The organism is Thalassovita sp., assembly GCF_963691685.1.
Lineage (GTDB): Bacteria > Pseudomonadota > Alphaproteobacteria > Rhodobacterales > Rhodobacteraceae > Thalassobius.
This window is the reverse complement of the sequence record NZ_OY829290.1, coordinates 191486-209425: the sequence shown is the minus strand read 5'-3', so window position 1 is coordinate 209425 and position 17940 is coordinate 191486. Positions and strand designations below refer to the sequence as shown.

The 17940-nt window shown below is 60.0% G+C and carries 18 protein-coding genes; 13 read left to right on the top strand and 5 right to left on the bottom strand.

The genetic code is table 11. The features are described from left to right. The 3 genes from ACORLH_RS00940 (at position 1) to ACORLH_RS00930 (ending at position 3033) form a co-directional block, all read left to right on the top strand. A complete protein-coding gene (locus ACORLH_RS00940) occupies positions 1 to 1095 on the top strand; it encodes a murein hydrolase activator EnvC family protein (RefSeq protein WP_420719820.1) in 1095 nt (364 codons plus the stop codon). Between the two features lie 3 nt (positions 1096 to 1098). Beyond that, the gene (locus ACORLH_RS00935; RefSeq protein ID WP_321830746.1) at positions 1099 to 2433 is read left to right on the top strand and encodes a S41 family peptidase; all 1335 of its coding nucleotides are present in this window, start codon (positions 1099 to 1101) and stop codon (positions 2431 to 2433) included. Positions 2434 to 2550: 117 nt separating this feature from the next. Then, positions 2551 to 3033 (top strand): RNA pyrophosphohydrolase, encoded by a 483-nt coding sequence (locus tag ACORLH_RS00930; protein WP_321830745.1) that lies wholly within the window; start codon positions 2551 to 2553, stop codon positions 3031 to 3033. Between the two features lie 73 nt (positions 3034 to 3106). On the opposite strand, the gene ACORLH_RS00925 is transcribed toward ACORLH_RS00930, so the two are convergent. After that, positions 3107 to 4102, bottom strand: a complete 996-nt coding sequence (locus ACORLH_RS00925) for an asparaginase (protein ID WP_321830744.1) — start codon at positions 4100 to 4102, stop codon at positions 3107 to 3109. A 181-nt stretch (positions 4103 to 4283) separates the two neighbouring features. Here ACORLH_RS00925 and ACORLH_RS00920 point away from each other — a divergent pair, with 181 nt between their 5' ends. From ACORLH_RS00920 to ACORLH_RS00905, 4 genes are all read left to right on the top strand, one after another. Next, complete coding sequence (locus ACORLH_RS00920; RefSeq protein WP_321830742.1) at positions 4284 to 4817, top strand: invasion associated locus B family protein; 534 nt, start codon at positions 4284 to 4286, stop codon at positions 4815 to 4817. A gap of 142 nt (positions 4818 to 4959) precedes the next feature. Further along, positions 4960 to 5997, top strand: coding sequence for a fatty acid desaturase (locus ACORLH_RS00915; protein WP_321830741.1), 1038 nt, complete (start codon positions 4960 to 4962; stop codon positions 5995 to 5997). A gap of 108 nt (positions 5998 to 6105) precedes the next feature. After that, positions 6106 to 7299, top strand: coding sequence for a 23S rRNA (adenine(2503)-C(2))-methyltransferase RlmN (gene rlmN, locus ACORLH_RS00910; protein WP_321830740.1), 1194 nt, complete (start codon positions 6106 to 6108; stop codon positions 7297 to 7299). A 221-nt stretch (positions 7300 to 7520) separates the two neighbouring features. Continuing rightward, positions 7521 to 7736, top strand: coding sequence for a hypothetical protein (locus tag ACORLH_RS00905; RefSeq protein WP_106404236.1), 216 nt, complete (start codon positions 7521 to 7523; stop codon positions 7734 to 7736). 9 nt (positions 7737 to 7745) lie between these two features. On the opposite strand, the gene ACORLH_RS00900 is transcribed toward ACORLH_RS00905, so the two are convergent. After that, the gene (locus ACORLH_RS00900; RefSeq protein ID WP_321830739.1) at positions 7746 to 8591 is read right to left on the bottom strand and encodes a TIGR00730 family Rossman fold protein; all 846 of its coding nucleotides are present in this window, start codon (positions 8589 to 8591) and stop codon (positions 7746 to 7748) included. Positions 8592 to 8755: 164 nt separating this feature from the next. Between ACORLH_RS00900 and ACORLH_RS00895 the strand changes: the two genes are divergently transcribed. The 4 genes from ACORLH_RS00895 (at position 8756) to dapD (ending at position 11957) form a co-directional block, all read left to right on the top strand. Then, positions 8756 to 9373, top strand: coding sequence for a GntR family transcriptional regulator (locus ACORLH_RS00895; RefSeq protein ID WP_321830738.1), 618 nt, complete (start codon positions 8756 to 8758; stop codon positions 9371 to 9373). A 118-nt stretch (positions 9374 to 9491) separates the two neighbouring features. Next, on the top strand, positions 9492 to 10070 hold the full coding sequence (locus ACORLH_RS00890) for a biotin transporter BioY (RefSeq protein WP_321830737.1): 579 nt from the start codon (positions 9492 to 9494) through the stop codon (positions 10068 to 10070). Beyond that, the gene (gene bioB, locus ACORLH_RS00885) at positions 10063 to 11049 is read left to right on the top strand and encodes a biotin synthase BioB (protein WP_321830736.1); all 987 of its coding nucleotides are present in this window, start codon (positions 10063 to 10065) and stop codon (positions 11047 to 11049) included. Before ACORLH_RS00890 ends, bioB begins: the two co-directional genes overlap by 8 nt. An 80-nt stretch (positions 11050 to 11129) precedes the next feature. Further along, positions 11130 to 11957: a 2,3,4,5-tetrahydropyridine-2,6-dicarboxylate N-succinyltransferase gene (dapD, locus tag ACORLH_RS00880; protein ID WP_321830735.1), complete on the top strand. Its 828-nt coding sequence runs from the start codon at positions 11130 to 11132 to the stop codon at positions 11955 to 11957. A 63-nt stretch (positions 11958 to 12020) separates the two neighbouring features. Here the strand turns inward: dapD and ACORLH_RS00875 are convergent, their stop codons facing one another. After that, positions 12021 to 13592, bottom strand: coding sequence for a choice-of-anchor L domain-containing protein (locus ACORLH_RS00875; protein ID WP_321830734.1), 1572 nt, complete (start codon positions 13590 to 13592; stop codon positions 12021 to 12023). Between the two features lie 284 nt (positions 13593 to 13876). Here ACORLH_RS00875 and ACORLH_RS00870 point away from each other — a divergent pair, with 284 nt between their 5' ends. Both ACORLH_RS00870 and ACORLH_RS00865 read left to right on the top strand, forming a co-directional pair. Further along, positions 13877 to 14641 (top strand): YHYH protein, encoded by a 765-nt coding sequence (locus ACORLH_RS00870; protein ID WP_321830733.1) that lies wholly within the window; start codon positions 13877 to 13879, stop codon positions 14639 to 14641. Between the two features lie 60 nt (positions 14642 to 14701). Next, on the top strand, positions 14702 to 15076 hold the full coding sequence (locus ACORLH_RS00865) for a hypothetical protein (RefSeq protein WP_321830731.1): 375 nt from the start codon (positions 14702 to 14704) through the stop codon (positions 15074 to 15076). 20 nt (positions 15077 to 15096) lie between these two features. Here the strand turns inward: ACORLH_RS00865 and ACORLH_RS00860 are convergent, their stop codons facing one another. After that, positions 15097 to 16188, bottom strand: a complete 1092-nt coding sequence (locus ACORLH_RS00860; RefSeq protein ID WP_321830729.1) for a Hint domain-containing protein — start codon at positions 16186 to 16188, stop codon at positions 15097 to 15099. Between the two features lie 2 nt (positions 16189 to 16190). Then, positions 16191 to 17789, bottom strand: a complete 1599-nt coding sequence (locus tag ACORLH_RS00855; protein ID WP_321830727.1) for a Hint domain-containing protein — start codon at positions 17787 to 17789, stop codon at positions 16191 to 16193. Between the last annotated feature and the right edge of the window lie 151 nt (positions 17790 to 17940).

Sequence of the window (17940 nt, the reverse complement as noted above, 5' to 3'; positions counted from 1 at the left end):
ATGAACGCAGTGGCGGCTGAAACCTCGCCCGCGGCCCTGGCCGAAGCCGCAGCTGCACGGCTGGATCAGGCAGGGCAGACGCTGGCCGCGGCGGAGAAAGCACGGGATCGGGTCAAAGCGCTGACCGAAACCCTGCGCGCCTTTGAGGACGGGCTGGAAGCGATGCGCGAAGGATTGCGCCGGGTCTCCCTACGGGAGGCGCAGCTGACCCGCGAACTAGACGCGCGGGAAACCGAGATTTCGCAGCTCCTGGGGGTTTTGCAATCTATCGCCGCCACACCAGATCCGGTGCTGGCAATGCACCCCGACGGGCCAACAGATACCGCGCGCTCAGGCATGTTGCTGGCAGACGTCACCCCGGCGCTGACCGATCAGGCCCAGGCGCTGCGCAGCAAACTGCAGGAAGTGGCGGTTCTGCGCAGTCTGCAACAAAGCGCGGTCGATACGCTGGCGCAGGGATTGGACGGCGTGCAACAGGCCCGCACCGACCTCAGCCAGGCTATTTCTGATCGCACCAACCTGCCCAAACGCTTTACCGAAGATCCGCTGAAAACCGCCCTTTTGGTGGCCTCGGCAGAAACATTGGCGGGTTTTGCGTCGGGCCTTAGTGAGATTGCTGAAGGCGAAGCACCGGGATCCCTGCCCGACATCAGCCATCGCAAAGGCAAGCTGCCGCTGCCAGTGCAGGGCACGATCCTGCGCCGCGCCGGTGAGGCAGACGCGGCCGGGATCACCCGTCCCGGCCTGATCCTGGCGACTCGCCCACGTGCGCTGGTGACAACCCCAACCGCCGCCACGCTGCGCTACCTTGGCCCGCTGCTGGACTATGGCAATGTGGTCATTCTGGAACCACAGGCTGGCCTATTGCTGGTGCTGGCAGGGTTGGATGTGGTCTATGGCAGCGCCGGTCAGGTGCTGCCCTCGGGCAGCCCGATCGGCCTTATGGGCGGCGAAGAAGCAGAAATTGGCACGATTCTGTCACAGGCTGGTGAGGGGGCTGGAACTGAGGCCTCAGAAACGCTCTATATAGAGGTGAGAGAAAACAACGCCCCGGTGGATCCGGTCGCGTGGTTCGCAACGGGGAAGGATAAGTAACCTATGAAACGATTTCTGATGGCCGCATTGGGCGGCACTCTGGCCGGGGTGATTGCCACCACCCAGGTCGCGGGCCCGCTGCTGGCGCAGGAAAACGATGCGCAAACCAATGTCTATGAACAGCTGGATCTGTTTGGCGACATCTTTGAACGGATCCGCGCGCAATATGTTGAAGAAGTTGATGAGAAAGAGCTGATCGAAGCCGCGATTAACGGCATGCTCACCTCGCTTGATCCCCATTCCAGCTACCTGTCGCCCGATGATGCCGCCGATATGCGCGTGCAGACCCGCGGTGAATTTGGCGGCCTTGGCATTGAGGTCACCCAGGAAGAGGGTTTCGTCAAAGTGGTCTCGCCCATCGATGGCACCCCGGCCAGCGAAGCAGGTGTTGAGGCCGGTGATTTCATCACCCATGTCGACGGTGACACGCTGCTGGGCCTGACCCTGGACGAAGCAGTGGAACTGATGCGCGGCCCGGTGGGCAGCGAAACCATCATCACCGTTGTGCGCGAAGGTGAGCCTGAGCCCTTCGACATCTCAATCATCCGTGACACCATCAAGCTGACCGCCGTGCGCACCCGCACCGAAGGCAACACCGTTGTGCTGCGGGTCACCACCTTCAACGATCAGACCTACCCCAACCTCAAGGACGGGCTGGAAAAAGCGGCCGCAGATCTGGGCGGGCTCGACAATGTTGATGGCATCGTTCTGGACCTGCGCAACAACCCCGGCGGCCTGCTGACTCAGGCAATCCGCGTCTCCGATGCCTTCCTGGAAAGCGGTGAGATTGTTTCGACCCGTGGCCGCAACCCGGCTGAGGGCGAACGCTATAACGCCAAAGAAGGTGACTTGGCCGAGGGCAAACCAATTGTAGTGCTGATCAACGGCGGATCCGCTTCGGCCTCTGAAATTGTGGCTGGCGCCCTGCAGGATCACCGCCGCGCCATTGTTGTGGGCACCAAAAGCTTCGGCAAAGGCTCGGTTCAGACCGTGATGCCGCTGCGCTCCAACGGGGCCATGCGCCTGACCACCGCGCGCTATTACACCCCTTCGGGCCGCTCGATCCAGAACCTGGGCGTGTCGCCTGACATCGTGGTCGAACAGCCGCGCCGTACCCCCGAAGCTGAGGCCGCAGAAGAAGAGGCGCGCAACAGCCGCTCCGAGGCGGATCTGCGCGGCTCGCTCTCCAACGACTCGCTCAGCGAAGATGAGATCCAGCAGATCGAAGACGAACGCGCCAAGGCCGAAGAAGCCGCCAAGCTGCGCGAAGACGACTATCAGCTGGCCTATGCCGTGGATCTGCTGAAAGGCCTGACCGCGCTGGGGTCGCAGGACTAAGCCGCGAGCCAAAGCTACACTGCACCTGACCTGATCAGCCCCCGGCGACCCCGGGGGCTTTTCTATATCGAACTTCCATGCCAGACAGGGCCAAACCTGCCCTCAGAGGATCCGGACATGACACCCGAAGAGATCGCCAAACTGCCCTATCGCCCCTGCGTGGGGGTGATGCTAATCAATGCTGACAACCACGTCTTTGTTGGCCAGCGCCTCGACAATGATGCGCCCGCCTGGCAGATGCCGCAGGGCGGTGTCGACGACGGCGAAACACCACGCGCCGCTGCCCTGCGCGAGCTTTGGGAAGAAACCGGCGTCACCGAAGACAAGGCCCAGATCATCGCCGAAACCGACGGCTGGATCGCTTATGATCTGCCGCATGACATCGTGCCCCGGATCTGGAAAGGCCGCTATCGTGGGCAGGAACAGAAATGGTTCCTGATCCGCTTCAACGGTGAAGATGCCGATGTGAACATTGAAACCGATCACCCCGAGTTCTCTGAATGGCGCTGGCTGCCTGCGGATGAGCTGGTGGCCAACATCGTGCCCTTCAAACGCGAGGTTTATGCCAAGGTGGTTGACGCCTTCGCAGCGCATCTCTGACAACAAAAGGCGCCGCATCACTGCAGCGCCCTTTCAATGTTCCCAAAATACTCCCGCCGGAGGCATCCTGCCGTCAGAGCAGCGCCGCCGCCGGCCGGATCGCACCGGTCGCCAGACCATCCCAGTTGCGGATGACCGGGGTCATGAACTTCTGCGCTGCCGGATGATTGGCGTCCAGAATGCCCAGTTTTACCAGAATAGCGGCAATCGCCGCTTCGGCGCCGCGGGTGGTGCCATCCATGATCTTCAGCGCCACACCCAGCTTCTTTTCCGGGATGATGGCGATGAAAAACGCCTCAGCCCCGGTTTTCAGCGCCACACGGCCGCCACAGGCCCGCATCAGCTCGGTGCAGGCGCGGCCTTCACCGGCGACCAGTTCCGGATAGGTCACCATCGCCTGCCGCAGGCGCGCGGCGGCGTCCTGACGGGCGTCGCCGCCTTCTTCGGCAGCTGCGAAAAACGCCATGGCGCGGGCGATGCCATGCAGGGTGGCGGCGTGGTTCGGTGCCGAACAGCCATCAATGCCAAAACCCGGGCTGGTTTCCTCTGTCACCTCTTCAAAGGCAGACAGGCAGGCCTGTTGCACGGGGTGATCGATCTGGCAATATTCCGCGCCACCACCCAGATGCTGGCTCAGCGTCAGAAAGCCTGCGTGTTTGCCCGAACAGTTGTTATGCACCCGGCAGGCGCTTTCGCCGTTGCGGATCATCTCAATGCGCAGGTCATCATCTCGGCTTTCCTGCGGGCCACAGCGGAAATCATCATCACCGCAGCCGATGTCTTTCAGCCAGGCATTGACCCGCTCAACATGGATCGGTGCGCCATTGTGCGATGCACAGGCCAGTGCCAGATGTGCGCCGGTCAAACCCCTTGCATCCGCCGCGCCGCTTTCGACCAAGGGCAGCGCCTGGATCATCTTTGACGAAGACCGCGGCAGAACCACCGCATGGGGATCGCCCCAAGCTTCGACAATCTCGCCATCGGGGCCACAAATCACCGCATGACCGCAGTGCAGGCTTTCCAGAAAGTCACCGCGCCAGATCTCTACCAGGGGGACGGCTGCCACCATGGGTCTTCCTCCTCAAACTTCTGCGAAAATCCGCCAATCGCCCTTTCGTTGCTGGCAGATTTTGCGCTAATGTAGCAATGTCGAGACAGATGTGCCTTTTTCCGACACGAAACGCCAGTAGAAGCTTTGGCAAAAGGCAGTAAAGCAAATTTGAGGCAAGGACAGCTGGAGGCTGGAACACATGGTATCACGTATTGCACGCACCCTCATCGGGGCAGCGATGGTACTGTCTGCATCGGGCGCCGCCTGGGCACAAGAAAGCAGCACCAATGAGGTCGCCACCAAAACCAATTGGAGTGTCTTTGAAGACAAAGACCCCAAAGAGTGCTGGGCAGTGGCCGCCCCTAAGGAAACCGTCAACACCCGCGAGGGCCGGATCGTATCGGTAAAGCGCAGTGATATTCTGCTGATCGCTTTCTATCGCCCCGGCTCAGGCATTCAGGGCCAGATCGCTTTCACCGGCGGCTACGGCTTTGCCAATGGTGTGGATGTGCTCCTCAACGTGGATGGGCAGGAATTCAAACTCTTCACCGAGGGCGAATGGGCCTGGACTCAAAGCGCAGCGGATGATGCCAAGATCATCACAGCGCTGAAACGTGGCCGTGAAGCCGTCGTCACTGGCCTGTCAGCGCGCAGCCGCACCACGACCAAAGACACCTTCTCGCTTTCCGGGTTCACCGCCGCGATTGAAGAGGCGCAGACCCGCTGCAAGTAACACGGGAATACGGCGGATTTCGGCCCGTGACCGCGGGCCGAACCGCGACTTTTTCGTCATTTATTTGAACCTGACAATTATTTCCTTGCACTGAGGCCCCTCTCGTCTATGCGGGTTTGAACGCTAAAAGACGAAAGACCCGATGTTAGACTCCCAAGACAGCCGCACCGTTGAGACGCAAGAGAAACGCAAAGCCCAGCATTGGGTCCGAGTTCTGGCTCAATACCGCGAACCCAGCACTGGCCGCAGTCTGACCGAGGTGGCGATCACCCTTCTGCCCTTCATCGGCATCTGGGCGCTCGCCTGGTGGGTCATGTCCTACAGCTACATTCTGGCCTTTGTTCTGGGGGCGGCAAACGCGCTGTTCCTGCTGCGCCTCTTTGCGATCCAGCATGACTGCGGTCATGGCGCCTTGTTCAAGAACCGCCACATGAGCGACTGGACCGGCCGCATCATCGGCGTACTGACCCTGACGCCTTATGACGTCTGGCGCCGCACGCATGCAGCGCACCACGGCACCGCGGGCAACCTGGACAAGCGCGGGATGGGCGACATCCACACCATGACGGTTGAGGAATATCAGGCCCTGTCGAAACTGGGTAAGCTGCAGTATCGGCTGTATCGCAACCCGTTTGTCCTGTTTGGCTTTGGCCCCAGCTACCTGTTCTTCTTGCAGAACCGGCTGCCCATCGGCCTGATGAAACAGGGGCGTTACTGGGCCTCTGCCATGACCACCAACCTGTCGATCGTCGTGCTGTTCGGGGTGATCTGGTACTTAGGTGGTCTGGCCCCGCTGCTGCTGATCGCGCTGCCCTCAATCCTGATTGCCGCCACGGCCGGCATGTGGCTGTTCTATGTGCAGCACCAGTTTGAATGCACCCAGTGGGCGCCTGATACCGATTGGCAGATGCACCACGCCGCCCTGCATGGATCGTCCTACTATGTGCTGCCCAAGGTGCTGCAGTGGTTCAGCGCCAATATCGGCATCCACCATGTGCACCATGTCTACAGCCGCATCCCCTTCTACCGCCTGCCTGAGGTTCTGAAGGACCATGCGGAACTGGCCAAGATCAACCGCATGAACATCCGCGAAAGCCTGCGCAACGCGCGGCTGCATCTGTGGGATGACAAAACCCAACGGTTGCTCAGCTTTGCGCAGGCGCGTCAGCTTTACGGCTAAGCCTGCCTGCATAGCAGCCATGCATCGCCAGAGCCTATGCCATATAGGCTTTGGCAAACTCATCCGAATCCTGTATGGAACGCGCTCATCCCATCTAGGAAGCGCGATATGACGGCCACTGCACCGATTACTCAGGATGTGAGAACTTTCCCCCGCAAACTGCCGGAGGGGCCGAAGAACATTGTCGGCCTGACCCGTGCCGGTCTGCGTGAGGCGCTGATCGAAATCGGCACCCCTGAGAAACAAGCCAAGATGCGGGTCAACCAGATCTGGCAGTGGGTCTATCAGTGGGGCGTGCGTGACTTTGCCGAGATGACCAACCTCGCCAAGGCTTACCGCGCCAAACTGGCTGACAATTTCGTCATCGAAGTGCCCGAGGTGGTCAGCCGCCTGATTTCAACCGATGGCACCCGCAAATACCTGGTGCGGATCGCCGGCGGCCATGAGGTAGAGGTCGTCTACATCCCCGAAGAGGGCCGCGGCACGCTGTGTGTGTCATCGCAGGTGGGATGCACGCTGACCTGTTCCTTCTGCCACACCGGCACCCAGAAACTGGTGCGCAACCTGACCGCTGGTGAGATTGTTGGCCAGATCATGATGGCGCGTGACGATCTGGATGAATGGCCTGAACCCGGTGTCGGCACTGGCGATGCAGGCCCCCGCCTGCTGTCCAACATCGTGCTGATGGGCATGGGTGAGCCGCTTTATAACTTCGACAACGTGCGCGACGCGATGAAGATCGCGATGGATGGCGAGGGGATCAGCCTCAGCCGTCGCCGCATCACCCTGTCGACCTCCGGCGTGGTGCCCGGCATCGCCAAAACCGCGCAGGAAATCGGCTGCCTGCTGGCGATCTCCTTCCACGCCACAGATGACGAAACCCGCGACGTGCTGGTCCCGATCAACAAAAAATGGAACATTGATGAGCTGCTGACCGCCCTGGCAGACTATCCCAAGGCCTCAAATTCCGAACGGATCACCTTTGAATATGTGATGCTGGCTGGCGTGAATGACAGCGATGAAGACGCCCATCGTCTGATCAATTACCTGAAGGATTACAACATCCCGGCCAAGATCAACCTAATCCCGTTCAACGAATGGCCCGGTTCGCCCTACAAATGTTCGTCGAATAACCGCATCCGGGCCTTTGCCGACATCATCTACAAAGCCGGCTACGCCAGCCCGATCCGCAAAACCCGCGGCGATGACATCATGGCGGCCTGTGGCCAGCTGAAATCGGCCACCGAACGTGCCCGCAAGTCGCGCAAGCAGATCGAAGCCGAAGCGGGCATGAACAGCTGAATTTGGGGAGTAGGCCGCAAAAGACCGACCGGAACCGGCGATCTTGATGGGCCTATTTTCCTGATTCCCTGACCCGAAATCCAGCCGGGAATTGGTAAAACCGCACCCCCTTTTGGGGGTAGCGGCATCGAAGTTTCACATAATTACCTGAATAGGGCGCTTTTCCGCATACGTAGATCTACGGTCTACTGAAGCTGTGAACCATGTTGGAGATCAGTGTTATGTTTGCGAGTATCCATGAATCAAATACGCTAGAAACTGTCGCCGTGATGGAGCTTATCCGCGAAGAGCGCCGCAAGTCGGTCTCGGTCCGCGAGTGGAAGCACCGCCTGTTCGGCTACGGCTATGGTGTCAAACACACCGACCACGGTGATGTGATTGAGAACCTCAGCTCCCACGAAGAAATCTGCGAAATCCCGCAGGAGCTGCTGCATTAATCCACCGCGTTAGCGGCCCGGGATCACGTCCCGTTTGGTGCCAGCCCCTTCCCAATTGTCGATGATATCCACCGCTTCTTGCGCGGTTTCGACAAAGCGGAACAGATCCAGATCCTCAGCCGAGATGGTGCCTGCCTCTGACAGGGCCTCCCAGTTGATGATCGACCGCCAGAAGGCTTCGCCGAACAGCAGGAACGGCACCCGTTCCATGCGGCCGGTCTGAATGAGCGTCAGCGCCTCAAAGGTTTCATCCAGCGTGCCAAAGCCACCGGGGAACACCGTGACAGCGCGGGCCCGCATCAGGAAATGCATCTTGCGGATGGCAAAATAGTGGAAGTTGAAACACAGATCCGGTGAGACGAACTCATTCGGGGCCTGCTCATGCGGCAGCACGATGTTCAGGCCAATAGACACGCCACCCGCATCCTGTGCGCCGCGGTTACCTGCCTCCATCACGCCGGGGCCGCCACCAGTGCAGACGACATATTCGCGCCCTTCTTCCTGCATGCCGCGCAGGGTCATCAGCCGGGCAAATTCGCGCGCTTCGTCATAGTATTTCGACAGATCCGCCAAGGTCTGGGTGCGCGCCTGATCCTTGTGTTCCGGGCGCGGAATCCGTGCACCGCCAAACAGCACCACGGTGCTGTCGACGCCATATTCATCCATCAGCATCTGCGGTTTCAGCAGTTCCAGCTGCAGCCGCACCGGGCGCAGCTCGTCCCGGCAGAGGAAATCATCGTCGTTGAATGCCAGCTTATAAGACGGTGCCCGCGTCTGCGCGGTATCGGGCACCTCATGCGAGGTTTCAATATCTGTGTGGGCATCCCGGAAACGGCTGCGACGATCTTCTTTCATGCTCGGAAATCCTTATTCTCATGTTTATCTTTTGAGCCTAGCGCGCCCTCCGGGGGGAGGCCAGCGCATCTCATGCGATCGTGACAGGAACGGGCGGGGAATTCCGGCAAAACAGCGTCATTTCGCCAGTTGTCGCCAAAGCAATGGGAAATTATAGATAATCTATGTCCAATGCCACCATCGCCGACCGCATCTACGATACCCTGTCCGAACAGATCATCCGTGGCACCCTGCCACCGGGGGAGAAGCTGCGTCAGGACCACATCGCCCGTGCCTTTGACACCAGCCATGTGCCCGTGCGCGAAGCCTTCCTGAAACTGGAAGCCCATGGTCTGGCGGTCAGCCTGCCCCGCCGTGGCACAAGGGTCAGTGAATTGGATTCGGCGGAGCTGCGCGAAATCACCGAAATGCGCACCGCGCTTGAGGTTTTGGCGCTGCAACATGCCGGCCTGGCGATGACAACGGCCGAGCTGCATCTGGCTGAAGAGGCCCGCAAAGCCTGCGATGCGGCCGAGGATCTGCCCACCTGGGAGGCCCGCAACCGGGCCTTTCACCGTGCCATCCTGACGCCCTGCCGGATGCCCCGCCTGCTGGCGGCGATTGACGACCTGCACATCGCCTCGGCCCGTCACCTGCTGGCGAACTGGAAAAGCGGCTGGAGCCAGCGCGAGGATAAGGATCACGCCGCGATTCTTTCGCTGCTGCGACGGCGCGATGTAACCGCTGCCTGTGAGTTGCTGCGCCGCCACCTGCGCCGCGCAGACCGCATAACCCTGCGCTAACCCCCCATTTTATAGACAAAAACTATTTTCTAAAAGTTATGCCTTGCCAAATTATCTATTTTATTAATGATGCAACGCAGCATACGGGATATTTTATCTATAAAAGGAGGCCCCTGCTATGAAATCCACTCTCGGACTCTCCGCCACCTCGCTCAGCCTCACGGATCAGGTGATCCGCGTTGCCACTGGCGTCGCCCTTTTGACCGTCAGCGCCAAAGTACAGGTGCCGTTCTGGCCGGTGCCGATGACCCTACAGGTTGCCGCGCTGATGATGATCGCCGCCACCTATGGGATGCGTCTGGGCACCTCGACCATGGCGGCCTATCTGGCAGCCGGGGCTGCAGGCCTGCCGGTGTTCGCCGGTACACCTGAGAAAGGCATCGGCCTGGCCTATATGATGGGCACCTCGGGCGGCTATCTGGCCGGTTTCCTCGTCGCCACGGTGATCGTGGGCTATGCAGCGGACAAACTGCCGAAAATGGCGCTCTGGCCGGCAATGCTGGCGGGTCTGGCTGCAATCTACGCATTGGGCCTGGCCTGGCTGGCGCAATTTGCGCCTGACGGCAAACTGCTGGCCTGGGGCTTCACCCCGTTCATCGCTGGCGACTTGGTAAAGATCACCCTCGCCGCCGTTGTGGTGCTGGGCGCACCGGCGGCCCTGATTGCCAAAATCCGCGGGACCGCTTCGGATGCTTGATAATCCCCAGAAAGCATCCGCCGTTCGGGCCGAAATCCGCTCGGACTGGACCGTGGATGAGGTGGAGGCGCTGATGCGCCTCCCCTTGTTGGAACTGGTCGGACAGGCCAGCAACCTGCACCGGTGCCACCACAGCGCCGATGACATTCAGAAGGCCAGCCTGCTGTCGATCAAAACCGGCGGCTGCCCCGAGGACTGCGCCTATTGCCCACAATCCGCCCACCACAAAGAGGTGGATCTGGACAAAGAAAAGCTGATGAACCCGAAACACGTCATTTCCCTGGCGAAACGGGCCCAGCAGGCCGGTGCTGAACGGTTCTGCATGGGCGCGGCGTGGCGCAAGGTGCGGGACGGGCAGGAGTTTGACAATGTGCTGGAAATGGTGCGCGGCGTAAACGATCTGGGCATGGAGGCTTGTGTCACCCTGGGCATGCTGCAGCCCCATCAGGCCGAAGCCTTGGCCGAGGCTGGTCTGAAAGCCTACAACCACAACCTCGACACCAGCCCAGAATTTTACGGCGAAATCATCGGCACCCGCACCTACCAGGACCGGTTGGAAACCCTGTCTTACTGTCGCGACGCCGGGCTGGATCTGTGCTGCGGCGGCATCATCGGCATGGGCGAAAGCTGGCGCGACCGGGCCAGCATGCTACAGGTGCTGGCAAACTTTGATCCGCATCCCGAAAGCGTGCCGATCAACGCATTGATCGCCACCAAGGGCACGCCGCTGGAACACCGCGAAAAGGTGCAGGCCTTTGACCTGCTGCGGATGATTGCCACCGCCCGGATCGTGATGCCGAAAACCCGCGTTCGCCTGTCGGCTGGGCGATCGGATTTTTCCACCGCGGAACAGGCGCTGTGCTTCCTGGCAGGGGCCAATTCGGTGTTCTACGGCGATGTGTTGTTGACCGCGCCAAACGCCGGAACCGGCGACGATCGCGACATGTTTGCCGCGCTTGGGTCGCTGACGGACGCATGAGGTCGTGCGGTCGCATTGCGAAAACCGCGCCTCTCGCCTATAGCGATTGCGAAACGCAGCATTGAACAAGAGGACATTCCATGTCGAACGCCCAATTGGAACAGGCCATCGAAGCCGCCTGGGACGCCCGTGACACCATCACCCCCGCCACCTCTGGCGAAACCCGTGATGCCATCGAATCCACCCTGCATGCGCTGGATTCGGGCAAGCTGCGCGTGGCGGAGAAGCTGGAAAGCGGCGACTGGCACGTGAACCAATGGGCCAAGAAGGCGGTTCTCTTGGGGTTCCGCATCAAGGACATGGAACTGCAGTCCGGCGGCCCGCAGGGCTCCAGCTGGTGGGACAAGGTCGACAGCAAATTCGCAGGCTGGGGTGAGGCCGAATATAAAGCGGCTGGCTTCCGGTCCGTGCCGAACGCGATTGTACGCAAATCGGCCTATGTGGCCCCTGGCGTTGTGCTGATGCCGTCCTTCGTGAACCTGGGCGCCTATGTTGACGAAGGCACCATGGTAGACACCTGGGCCACCGTTGGCTCCTGCGCACAGATCGGCAAAAACGTACACCTGTCCGGTGGCGTTGGCATTGGCGGCGTGCTGGAGCCGATGCAGGCTGGCCCAACCATCATTGAGGACAACTGCTTCATCGGGGCCCGTTCCGAGGTGGTTGAAGGCTGCATCGTCCGCGAAGGTTCGGTACTGGGCATGGGCGTTTACATCGGCCAGTCGACCAAGATTGTTGACCGTGAAACCGGCGAAGTCATGTACGGCGAAGTGCCGCCCTATTCGGTTGTTGTTTCCGGCTCCATGCCTTCGAAAAACGGCATCAACCTCTACTGCGCGGTGATCGTGAAGCGCGTGGATGAAAAGACCCGCTCGAAAACCGGCATCAACGAGCTGCTGCGCGACTGATCTGCCGCAGATCCCTGAATAGAGAAACGGCGCCTCACTGGGCGCCGTTTTTTGTTGTTGAAATCAGCTGGCCAGCAAGGCCTGCGTTTCAAATTCACGCAAGGACAGACGCGCCGCCGGGCCGTAGCCACGACCGGTCGACAGATCCAGCTGCGGGAACAGATTGAGGATCTCATTTTGCACATCCGCATCAAAGCTGGTGCCAGCCTCAGGCCCCGGCAGGTAGCTTTCGGTCCACATCCCGTTGGACCGCAGCACCTCATGCCGATCAAAGAGCAGATGCACGTAGGTCACGCGCTGCCCAACCTCCTGTCGGCGCACGGTGCGCTGATTGATCAGGTGTTTGGCGGGGATCAGAACCTCATTGGCGTCAAACATCAGCTGCGCCCGCAGATCGCGCAACAGCACCCGGTGCTGCGGTGACACCACCAGCTTGCCGTGATTGCCCAGCGCGCCGGCGGCAATCTCAATCGGGGCGTTGTCTTCTTTGGAAATCAGGTTGCAGGTGCCCGACCAGCGCACCGGCTGATAGCCATGATCGCGGGTCAGAACCAGATCGCCGGGCAGCAGGCTTTCCACCGGCAGGCTGCCACGGGCGGTGTCAATCATGGTGCCGGACAGGAAACAGGGAACGGTCTTAACCGTCGCGTAGCCCGATGCCTCCATCCCCATGTCGTCGACAACCGAATAGGTGAAGGTCGTCTCACCCTCAGTGTCCGCCGCAACGATGTTAAGGGTGCCATCCTCATTCAGGCTGACCTGCGTGCCGGAGTTCAGCGTGATGACATTGCCCAGCACCAGTGGTTGGTTGTTGATATGGGTGATCGTCAGCGTGCCGTCATCCATAACCTCATCATTGGCCAACACATCCAAGGTTCCCTCGGAGCCGACCTGCATTTCGATCTCATCATCGTTTACGGTGATGTAGCTCTGAACGCTGTCGGCAGCGATCATCAGGTTACTGTCGTATTTGGAATCGCCCGCATCTGCGATGCCGATCTTGATGGTGTTGGTTTCACCCGCGTTGACCGACGCGCGCAGAGTCAGGGTGATGGTCATCCCATCCATTTCGGTGTTGTAGTCACCATCGGCGTTGTCGATGTACCAGTCCGGGTTGTTCTCGGGGTTGATCTCATCGATGGAGATTTCGCTGTCACCGATGGTAAGCTCAGCCTGTTCACCATTGACCCAGATGCCAACCGCATCGTTGTAGCCGGAGTTCACCCATTCCAGATATTCCTCGGACGAGAAGGTGATCTGCATCGACAGAATGTCGCCGGTCGGGATGAACTCAGCCTCAAAAATTGCGGCGTCGTAAGTTTCGGTTCCTGCAATCGCATTGAGGCCAGCGTCACCGTCAATGCCATCTTCCATGTTGGAAGTTGTGTCACTTTCCTGGTTGGCATCCCCATCTTTGTTGGTGATGTCCTTCGCCTTACCGGTGGAAAGGATTACGCCGCCATCGCTGGGCGCAACACCCGGCATGGTCTCATCCGCGCCAGAATAGATACCCGAAGAGGCGTTGTCGCCAGAATACGTGGCGCTGGTGACCTCGATCCCCGCGCCAAACATCGCCTCTGCCATCTGATTGGCTGATGCACTGGTATTGATGTCCAACTGACTCGCCGCAACCATCGTGAACCCCTGAAACTCGCAAACTGCGTCTTAAAAAACCTGTCCAAGGCTAGCAGCTTCCACTCTCAATCGCAGGTGCAGCATAGGGAGGGGGGTGGGTATGATTCCGTAGAGGCGCCACCCCAAAAGAATGGGAAACCACCGCGAGACACATCCCAAAGGAGGCGTGTTTCACGAGTGTTTCACTAGTCTTTTCGTGAGTTTAGCGAAATTTACCCGGCTGACGCGACGGAATCATCGGGCGCATGCGTGCTATCTCACACCATATTGAGAGGAGAGATTGCATGATTCGTGCCAGCCTATTGACCGTCGCAATTGTTTTGGGGTTCACCGCGCAGCACGCGCAAGCCCACAGTGGCCAAGCCAAGGTCACCGTCACAGGCGAGCAGCGCTGCATCACCTCCAACGGAACGCCACCTCATGACATTGGTCGCTTTCCGACCCGGGGCAATCCCAACAGTTTCAAAACCCAGTCGATAAAGATCTGCGTTGATGCCACCCCGGCACAGACCGGGCGCACCGTGACCCGCACCAATGCATCGGGCATCACGCTGACAGGGATCATGCTGCGCCCCGGCACGGCCGAGTTCTATGACGCCTCCAGCCGCCGTGGTTTTTCCCGCAATCGCGCCAGCGGATGGCAGGTTGAGGGCATGGGCGGTGCCGATATGCTGGGCATGGATCACGCCAACGCCCATGTCGATAAAAGCGGGCTTTATCATTACCACGCCCCGGCCGACGTCTGGACCGGTGACCTGCATGGCTCCCTCATCGGCTATGCGGCGGATGGTTTCGAAATCCACTATGTCGGGGGCGGCGCGCAAAGTTCCTATCAACTGAAATCCGGCACCCGAAACGGCGGGCCCGGTGGCAAGCATGATGGCACCTATGTGCAGGATTGGATCTATAAGGCCGGCAGCGGCAATCTAGATGAATGCAACGGGGCCGTGGTTGAGGGGCGCTATGTGTATTTTGCCACCGACAGCTTCCCCTTCTTCCCCCGCTGTTTCAAAGGCACGGTCAGCCGTGATTTCCTTGGCCGCCCCTGAGCAGGCACCGACAGCCCCTAACCGCTTGATCCGCTCAGCGCATCGGCGTATTGCCGGGACATGAGCGAGAAAAAGAAACAAAAGAAACCCTCGCGCCAGCAGGTCTATACGCTGCTGGTGCAGGTTGGTCGCAAAGACGGTGACGGTCTGCCCGAAGGCGCAACCGGCGGCGCGCTGATGATCTATGCCAGCGGCATTGATGAAGCCGAGGCCGTGCGCGAAACCGTTGCGATCCTGAAGCAGGCCGATCTGGCACCGCTGGATGTCACCGGCTACGGCACGCTGGATGAGCGGCTGGAACAGGGCCACGACATCAACGGCGAAGAACGCGAGCTGATGGCCCGCGCGCTGGAAGAGAACTCGGTCATTGTGGCGCAGATGACGCCCTTCTTTGATGGTGAAGACCTGAATGATGTGGAGGGGCCGGTTCAGTAACCGGCTCTTTTGTGATGCGCCTAGGCCGCGCGCAGCTCGGCCAGGGTGATGGCCTCAAAGTGATCCAGCAACGGATAGGCCGGGGCCACATGTTCCGGCAGACGTGCCCGTTCTGCATGCGCCAGAAGTGAGGCCTGCATCACCGCTGCATTTCGCCGCCCCCGCCCCAGGAACAAAGTCTCCAACGTGGTGCCCGCCGCGATGCAGGGTTCATTGCCCGGCAGCAGGAACTGGTGATAGCGGATGGTATTGCCGGCCTCCTGCGGAATGGCAGAGACACCATTGATCAAATGGGTTGCCGGGATGCGCACATAGGCTTTGCCAAACAGATATTCCACCGCCGACCCGCCAGATCGCAGACGTTGTTCCGCCCCGACCACCAGATTGCGCTGCAGCCCAAAGTAGGGTGCCCGCAGGCGTACAGGGGTGAAACTGCCAAAGGCTGGCACTTCGCGTGAAACCACCTGCAACACCGGCACCAGACCATGATGGGGGGTCCGCAACAGATCACCGCGCCGGATCTTATGTGCCGGGCGATAACCCTGATCCGTCAGAATTGGCACCTGCGCTGCAATGCTGGGCATGGGGCCGATCGGCTCCACCTCGGTTGAGACGGCAAAAAACAATACAGCCCGGTCCATCTGACGCTGCATTGGGTCCAGCGTCATCACCCTGAGATCAGACAACAACAGCGGCTTGGGATCCTGCAACTCTTTCAGGAACACCTTGCCGCTGCGCACCTGTTCAATCGCCAATCGGCCCCAGCGTGCGGGGGCGTCCCAGCTGTAGGTGACGCGCAGCTCTTCGGCTTGGGTCACCGCATCATGTTCCAGCACGGTGTGAAACACCTCACGGCCCTGGGTGATGACCAGCGCGATGCCGCCTGTGGGCAGCTCCTGAATGGAAAGCGAACTGACCCAAGGGTGATCGCGGCGATACCCCAGCAGCTTGCGCGGTCGCCCATCACCGGGCAGGCGCATTTCAAACAGGATGGATCCGCGCGTCAGCAGGCTGTTGGGCGTCACTTCCAGCGGCGCAGCGGGGCGCGCGGCGCCAATACCGCCCGGGTCAAAGACCTGCCTGTGCTGATCTGACAGCGCGATCCAAGCCACGGTTAAGCCACCTCACCTTCGGGGGCGGATGTGACAGGTGCGCTGAGCAGGCTGGCCTCATATTGGCGCAGGGTCTGGCGGGCGGCAGGGCCGTAGCCCGCCCCGGTCTCAGGGTCCAGTTCAGGAAACAGCGTGCAGATCTCATTCATCACATCCTGTTCCAAAGCATGCACGATCTGCGGGCCGGGCAGGAAGCTTTCGGTTTCCAGCCCCTCGGACCATAGGATCTGGTGGCGGTCAAACAGCAGATGCACATAGGTCACCTCACCGCCTTCGACCTGACGCACGTTTTTGCCATCCACCAGCTCTTTTGCGGCAACCAGCACTTCGGCCTCCGCAAACAACAGTTCACTCATCGGGTCACGCACCAGAACGCGGTGCAACGGCGACACCCAAAGGTCACCATGTTCGCCAAAGGTGCCGCGACGGATGTGGATCGGGGCAAAGCTGCCCGCAGCCGCAACCGTCCGTGACCCGATCCAGCGCAGCGGCTGGGCACCATCGTCTTTGGTCAGCACCAGATTGCCCACTTGCAGATGTTCCACCGCAACCTCGCCCTCGGGCGTTTTCACTTTGGTGCCTTCCACAAAACAGGGCACCTGATTGACCGTCACAAAGGCCGAGTCGCTGATGCCGGCGCCGTTTTCCGCGGTGTAGGAAAAGATCACACTTTCCAGATCACCATCCGCCAGAACGGTCAGGGTGCCATCGGCGTTGACCTGCAGCTGCTGGCCGGTCGTCAGGGTGATGACCGACCCGGCCGAGACGGCCTGACCGTTGATATGGGTCAGCGTCAGCGTGCTGCTGCCGTCGCCGTCATTGCCCAACACGTCGATGGTTTTAGAAAAGCCTGGCGCAACATCCACCGCGTCATCCTGCGCGATGAAGGCGGTCTGGGCACTGTCCCCGGCAATCAACAGGGTCGAGTCGTAGCTGGAATCCGTCACATCCGCGATCCCGATCCGCAAGGTGTTCACCTCACCCACATTGACGTTCATCTTCAACGTCATGGTGGCGGTGAAACCGTCCATCTCGGTGTTGTATTCATCATTGAGGTTCGAGATGAACAGCGACTCATTGTTGCCGCCGTTGATGTTCAGCGGATCGATGTCCCCATCGCCCACCGCCAGATCCACCTGCTGGCCATTGACCCAGACGCCGATGAAATCCTGATACAGGCTGTTGACGTATTCGGGGTATTCTTCCGAGGCAAAGACAAACTGCAGCGTCAGCGTATCGCCGTCAGGAATAAACTCCACATCCATGAAGGAGGCATCATAGGTGCTGGTGCCCGCCGCCGCGTTGAAGGCCGCATTGTTGTTCACCCCGCTGGTGTTGGTCGAGGTGCTGTTTGAGGTGTTGGTGTTGGTGGAGCCGCTGCTTTTGGTGAAGTTGCTGGTGCGCCCCGTCGACAGGATCACGCCAGTGTCGCCCGGTGTCACCCCTTCGGAAATCGAATCCCCGTTTGAATAGGTGCCCGAAGACCGCCGATCGCCATAGTAATCGGCATCCACCACCGTGACCCCAGCGCCGAACATCTCTTCGGCCATCTGAATCGCGCTGGCGTTATTGTTGATCGGCAGTTCATTTGCGATCGCCATATGCTCACCCCACCCACTCTCATGGGCAGCACGCAGCCAGAGCAGCCCAGACATCAGATCTGGGGCAATCGGTCAAATTTCTGCTCACCTGGGCCTTTTGGCCTCTATGGTTCTTGCGTCCTGCCTCGGGACATTTTTTTGCCTTTATACA

Bases quoted from the DNA above. Each gene is read 5' to 3' on its own strand.
- ACORLH_RS00940 (WP_420719820.1), top strand. From the start codon at position 1: ATGAACGCAGTGGCGGCTGAAACCTCGCCCGCGGCCCTGGCCGAAGCC.
- ACORLH_RS00935 (WP_321830746.1), top strand. From the start codon at position 1,099: ATGAAACGATTTCTGATGGCCGCATTGGGCGGCACTCTGGCCGGGGTG.
- ACORLH_RS00930 (WP_321830745.1), top strand. From the start codon at position 2,551: ATGACACCCGAAGAGATCGCCAAACTGCCCTATCGCCCCTGCGTGGGG.
- ACORLH_RS00925 (WP_321830744.1), bottom strand. From the start codon at position 4,102: ATGGTGGCAGCCGTCCCCCTGGTAGAGATCTGGCGCGGTGACTTTCTG.
- ACORLH_RS00920 (WP_321830742.1), top strand. From the start codon at position 4,284: ATGGTATCACGTATTGCACGCACCCTCATCGGGGCAGCGATGGTACTG.
- ACORLH_RS00915 (WP_321830741.1), top strand. From the start codon at position 4,960: ATGTTAGACTCCCAAGACAGCCGCACCGTTGAGACGCAAGAGAAACGC.
- rlmN (WP_321830740.1), top strand. From the start codon at position 6,106: ATGACGGCCACTGCACCGATTACTCAGGATGTGAGAACTTTCCCCCGC.
- ACORLH_RS00905 (WP_106404236.1), top strand. From the start codon at position 7,521: ATGTTTGCGAGTATCCATGAATCAAATACGCTAGAAACTGTCGCCGTG.
- ACORLH_RS00900 (WP_321830739.1), bottom strand. From the start codon at position 8,591: ATGAAAGAAGATCGTCGCAGCCGTTTCCGGGATGCCCACACAGATATT.
- ACORLH_RS00895 (WP_321830738.1), top strand. From the start codon at position 8,756: ATGTCCAATGCCACCATCGCCGACCGCATCTACGATACCCTGTCCGAA.
- ACORLH_RS00890 (WP_321830737.1), top strand. From the start codon at position 9,492: ATGAAATCCACTCTCGGACTCTCCGCCACCTCGCTCAGCCTCACGGAT.
- bioB (WP_321830736.1), top strand. From the start codon at position 10,063: ATGCTTGATAATCCCCAGAAAGCATCCGCCGTTCGGGCCGAAATCCGC.
- dapD (WP_321830735.1), top strand. From the start codon at position 11,130: ATGTCGAACGCCCAATTGGAACAGGCCATCGAAGCCGCCTGGGACGCC.
- ACORLH_RS00875 (WP_321830734.1), bottom strand. From the start codon at position 13,592: ATGGTTGCGGCGAGTCAGTTGGACATCAATACCAGTGCATCAGCCAAT.
- ACORLH_RS00870 (WP_321830733.1), top strand. From the start codon at position 13,877: ATGATTCGTGCCAGCCTATTGACCGTCGCAATTGTTTTGGGGTTCACC.
- ACORLH_RS00865 (WP_321830731.1), top strand. From the start codon at position 14,702: ATGAGCGAGAAAAAGAAACAAAAGAAACCCTCGCGCCAGCAGGTCTAT.
- ACORLH_RS00855 (WP_321830727.1), bottom strand. From the start codon at position 17,789: ATGGCGATCGCAAATGAACTGCCGATCAACAATAACGCCAGCGCGATT.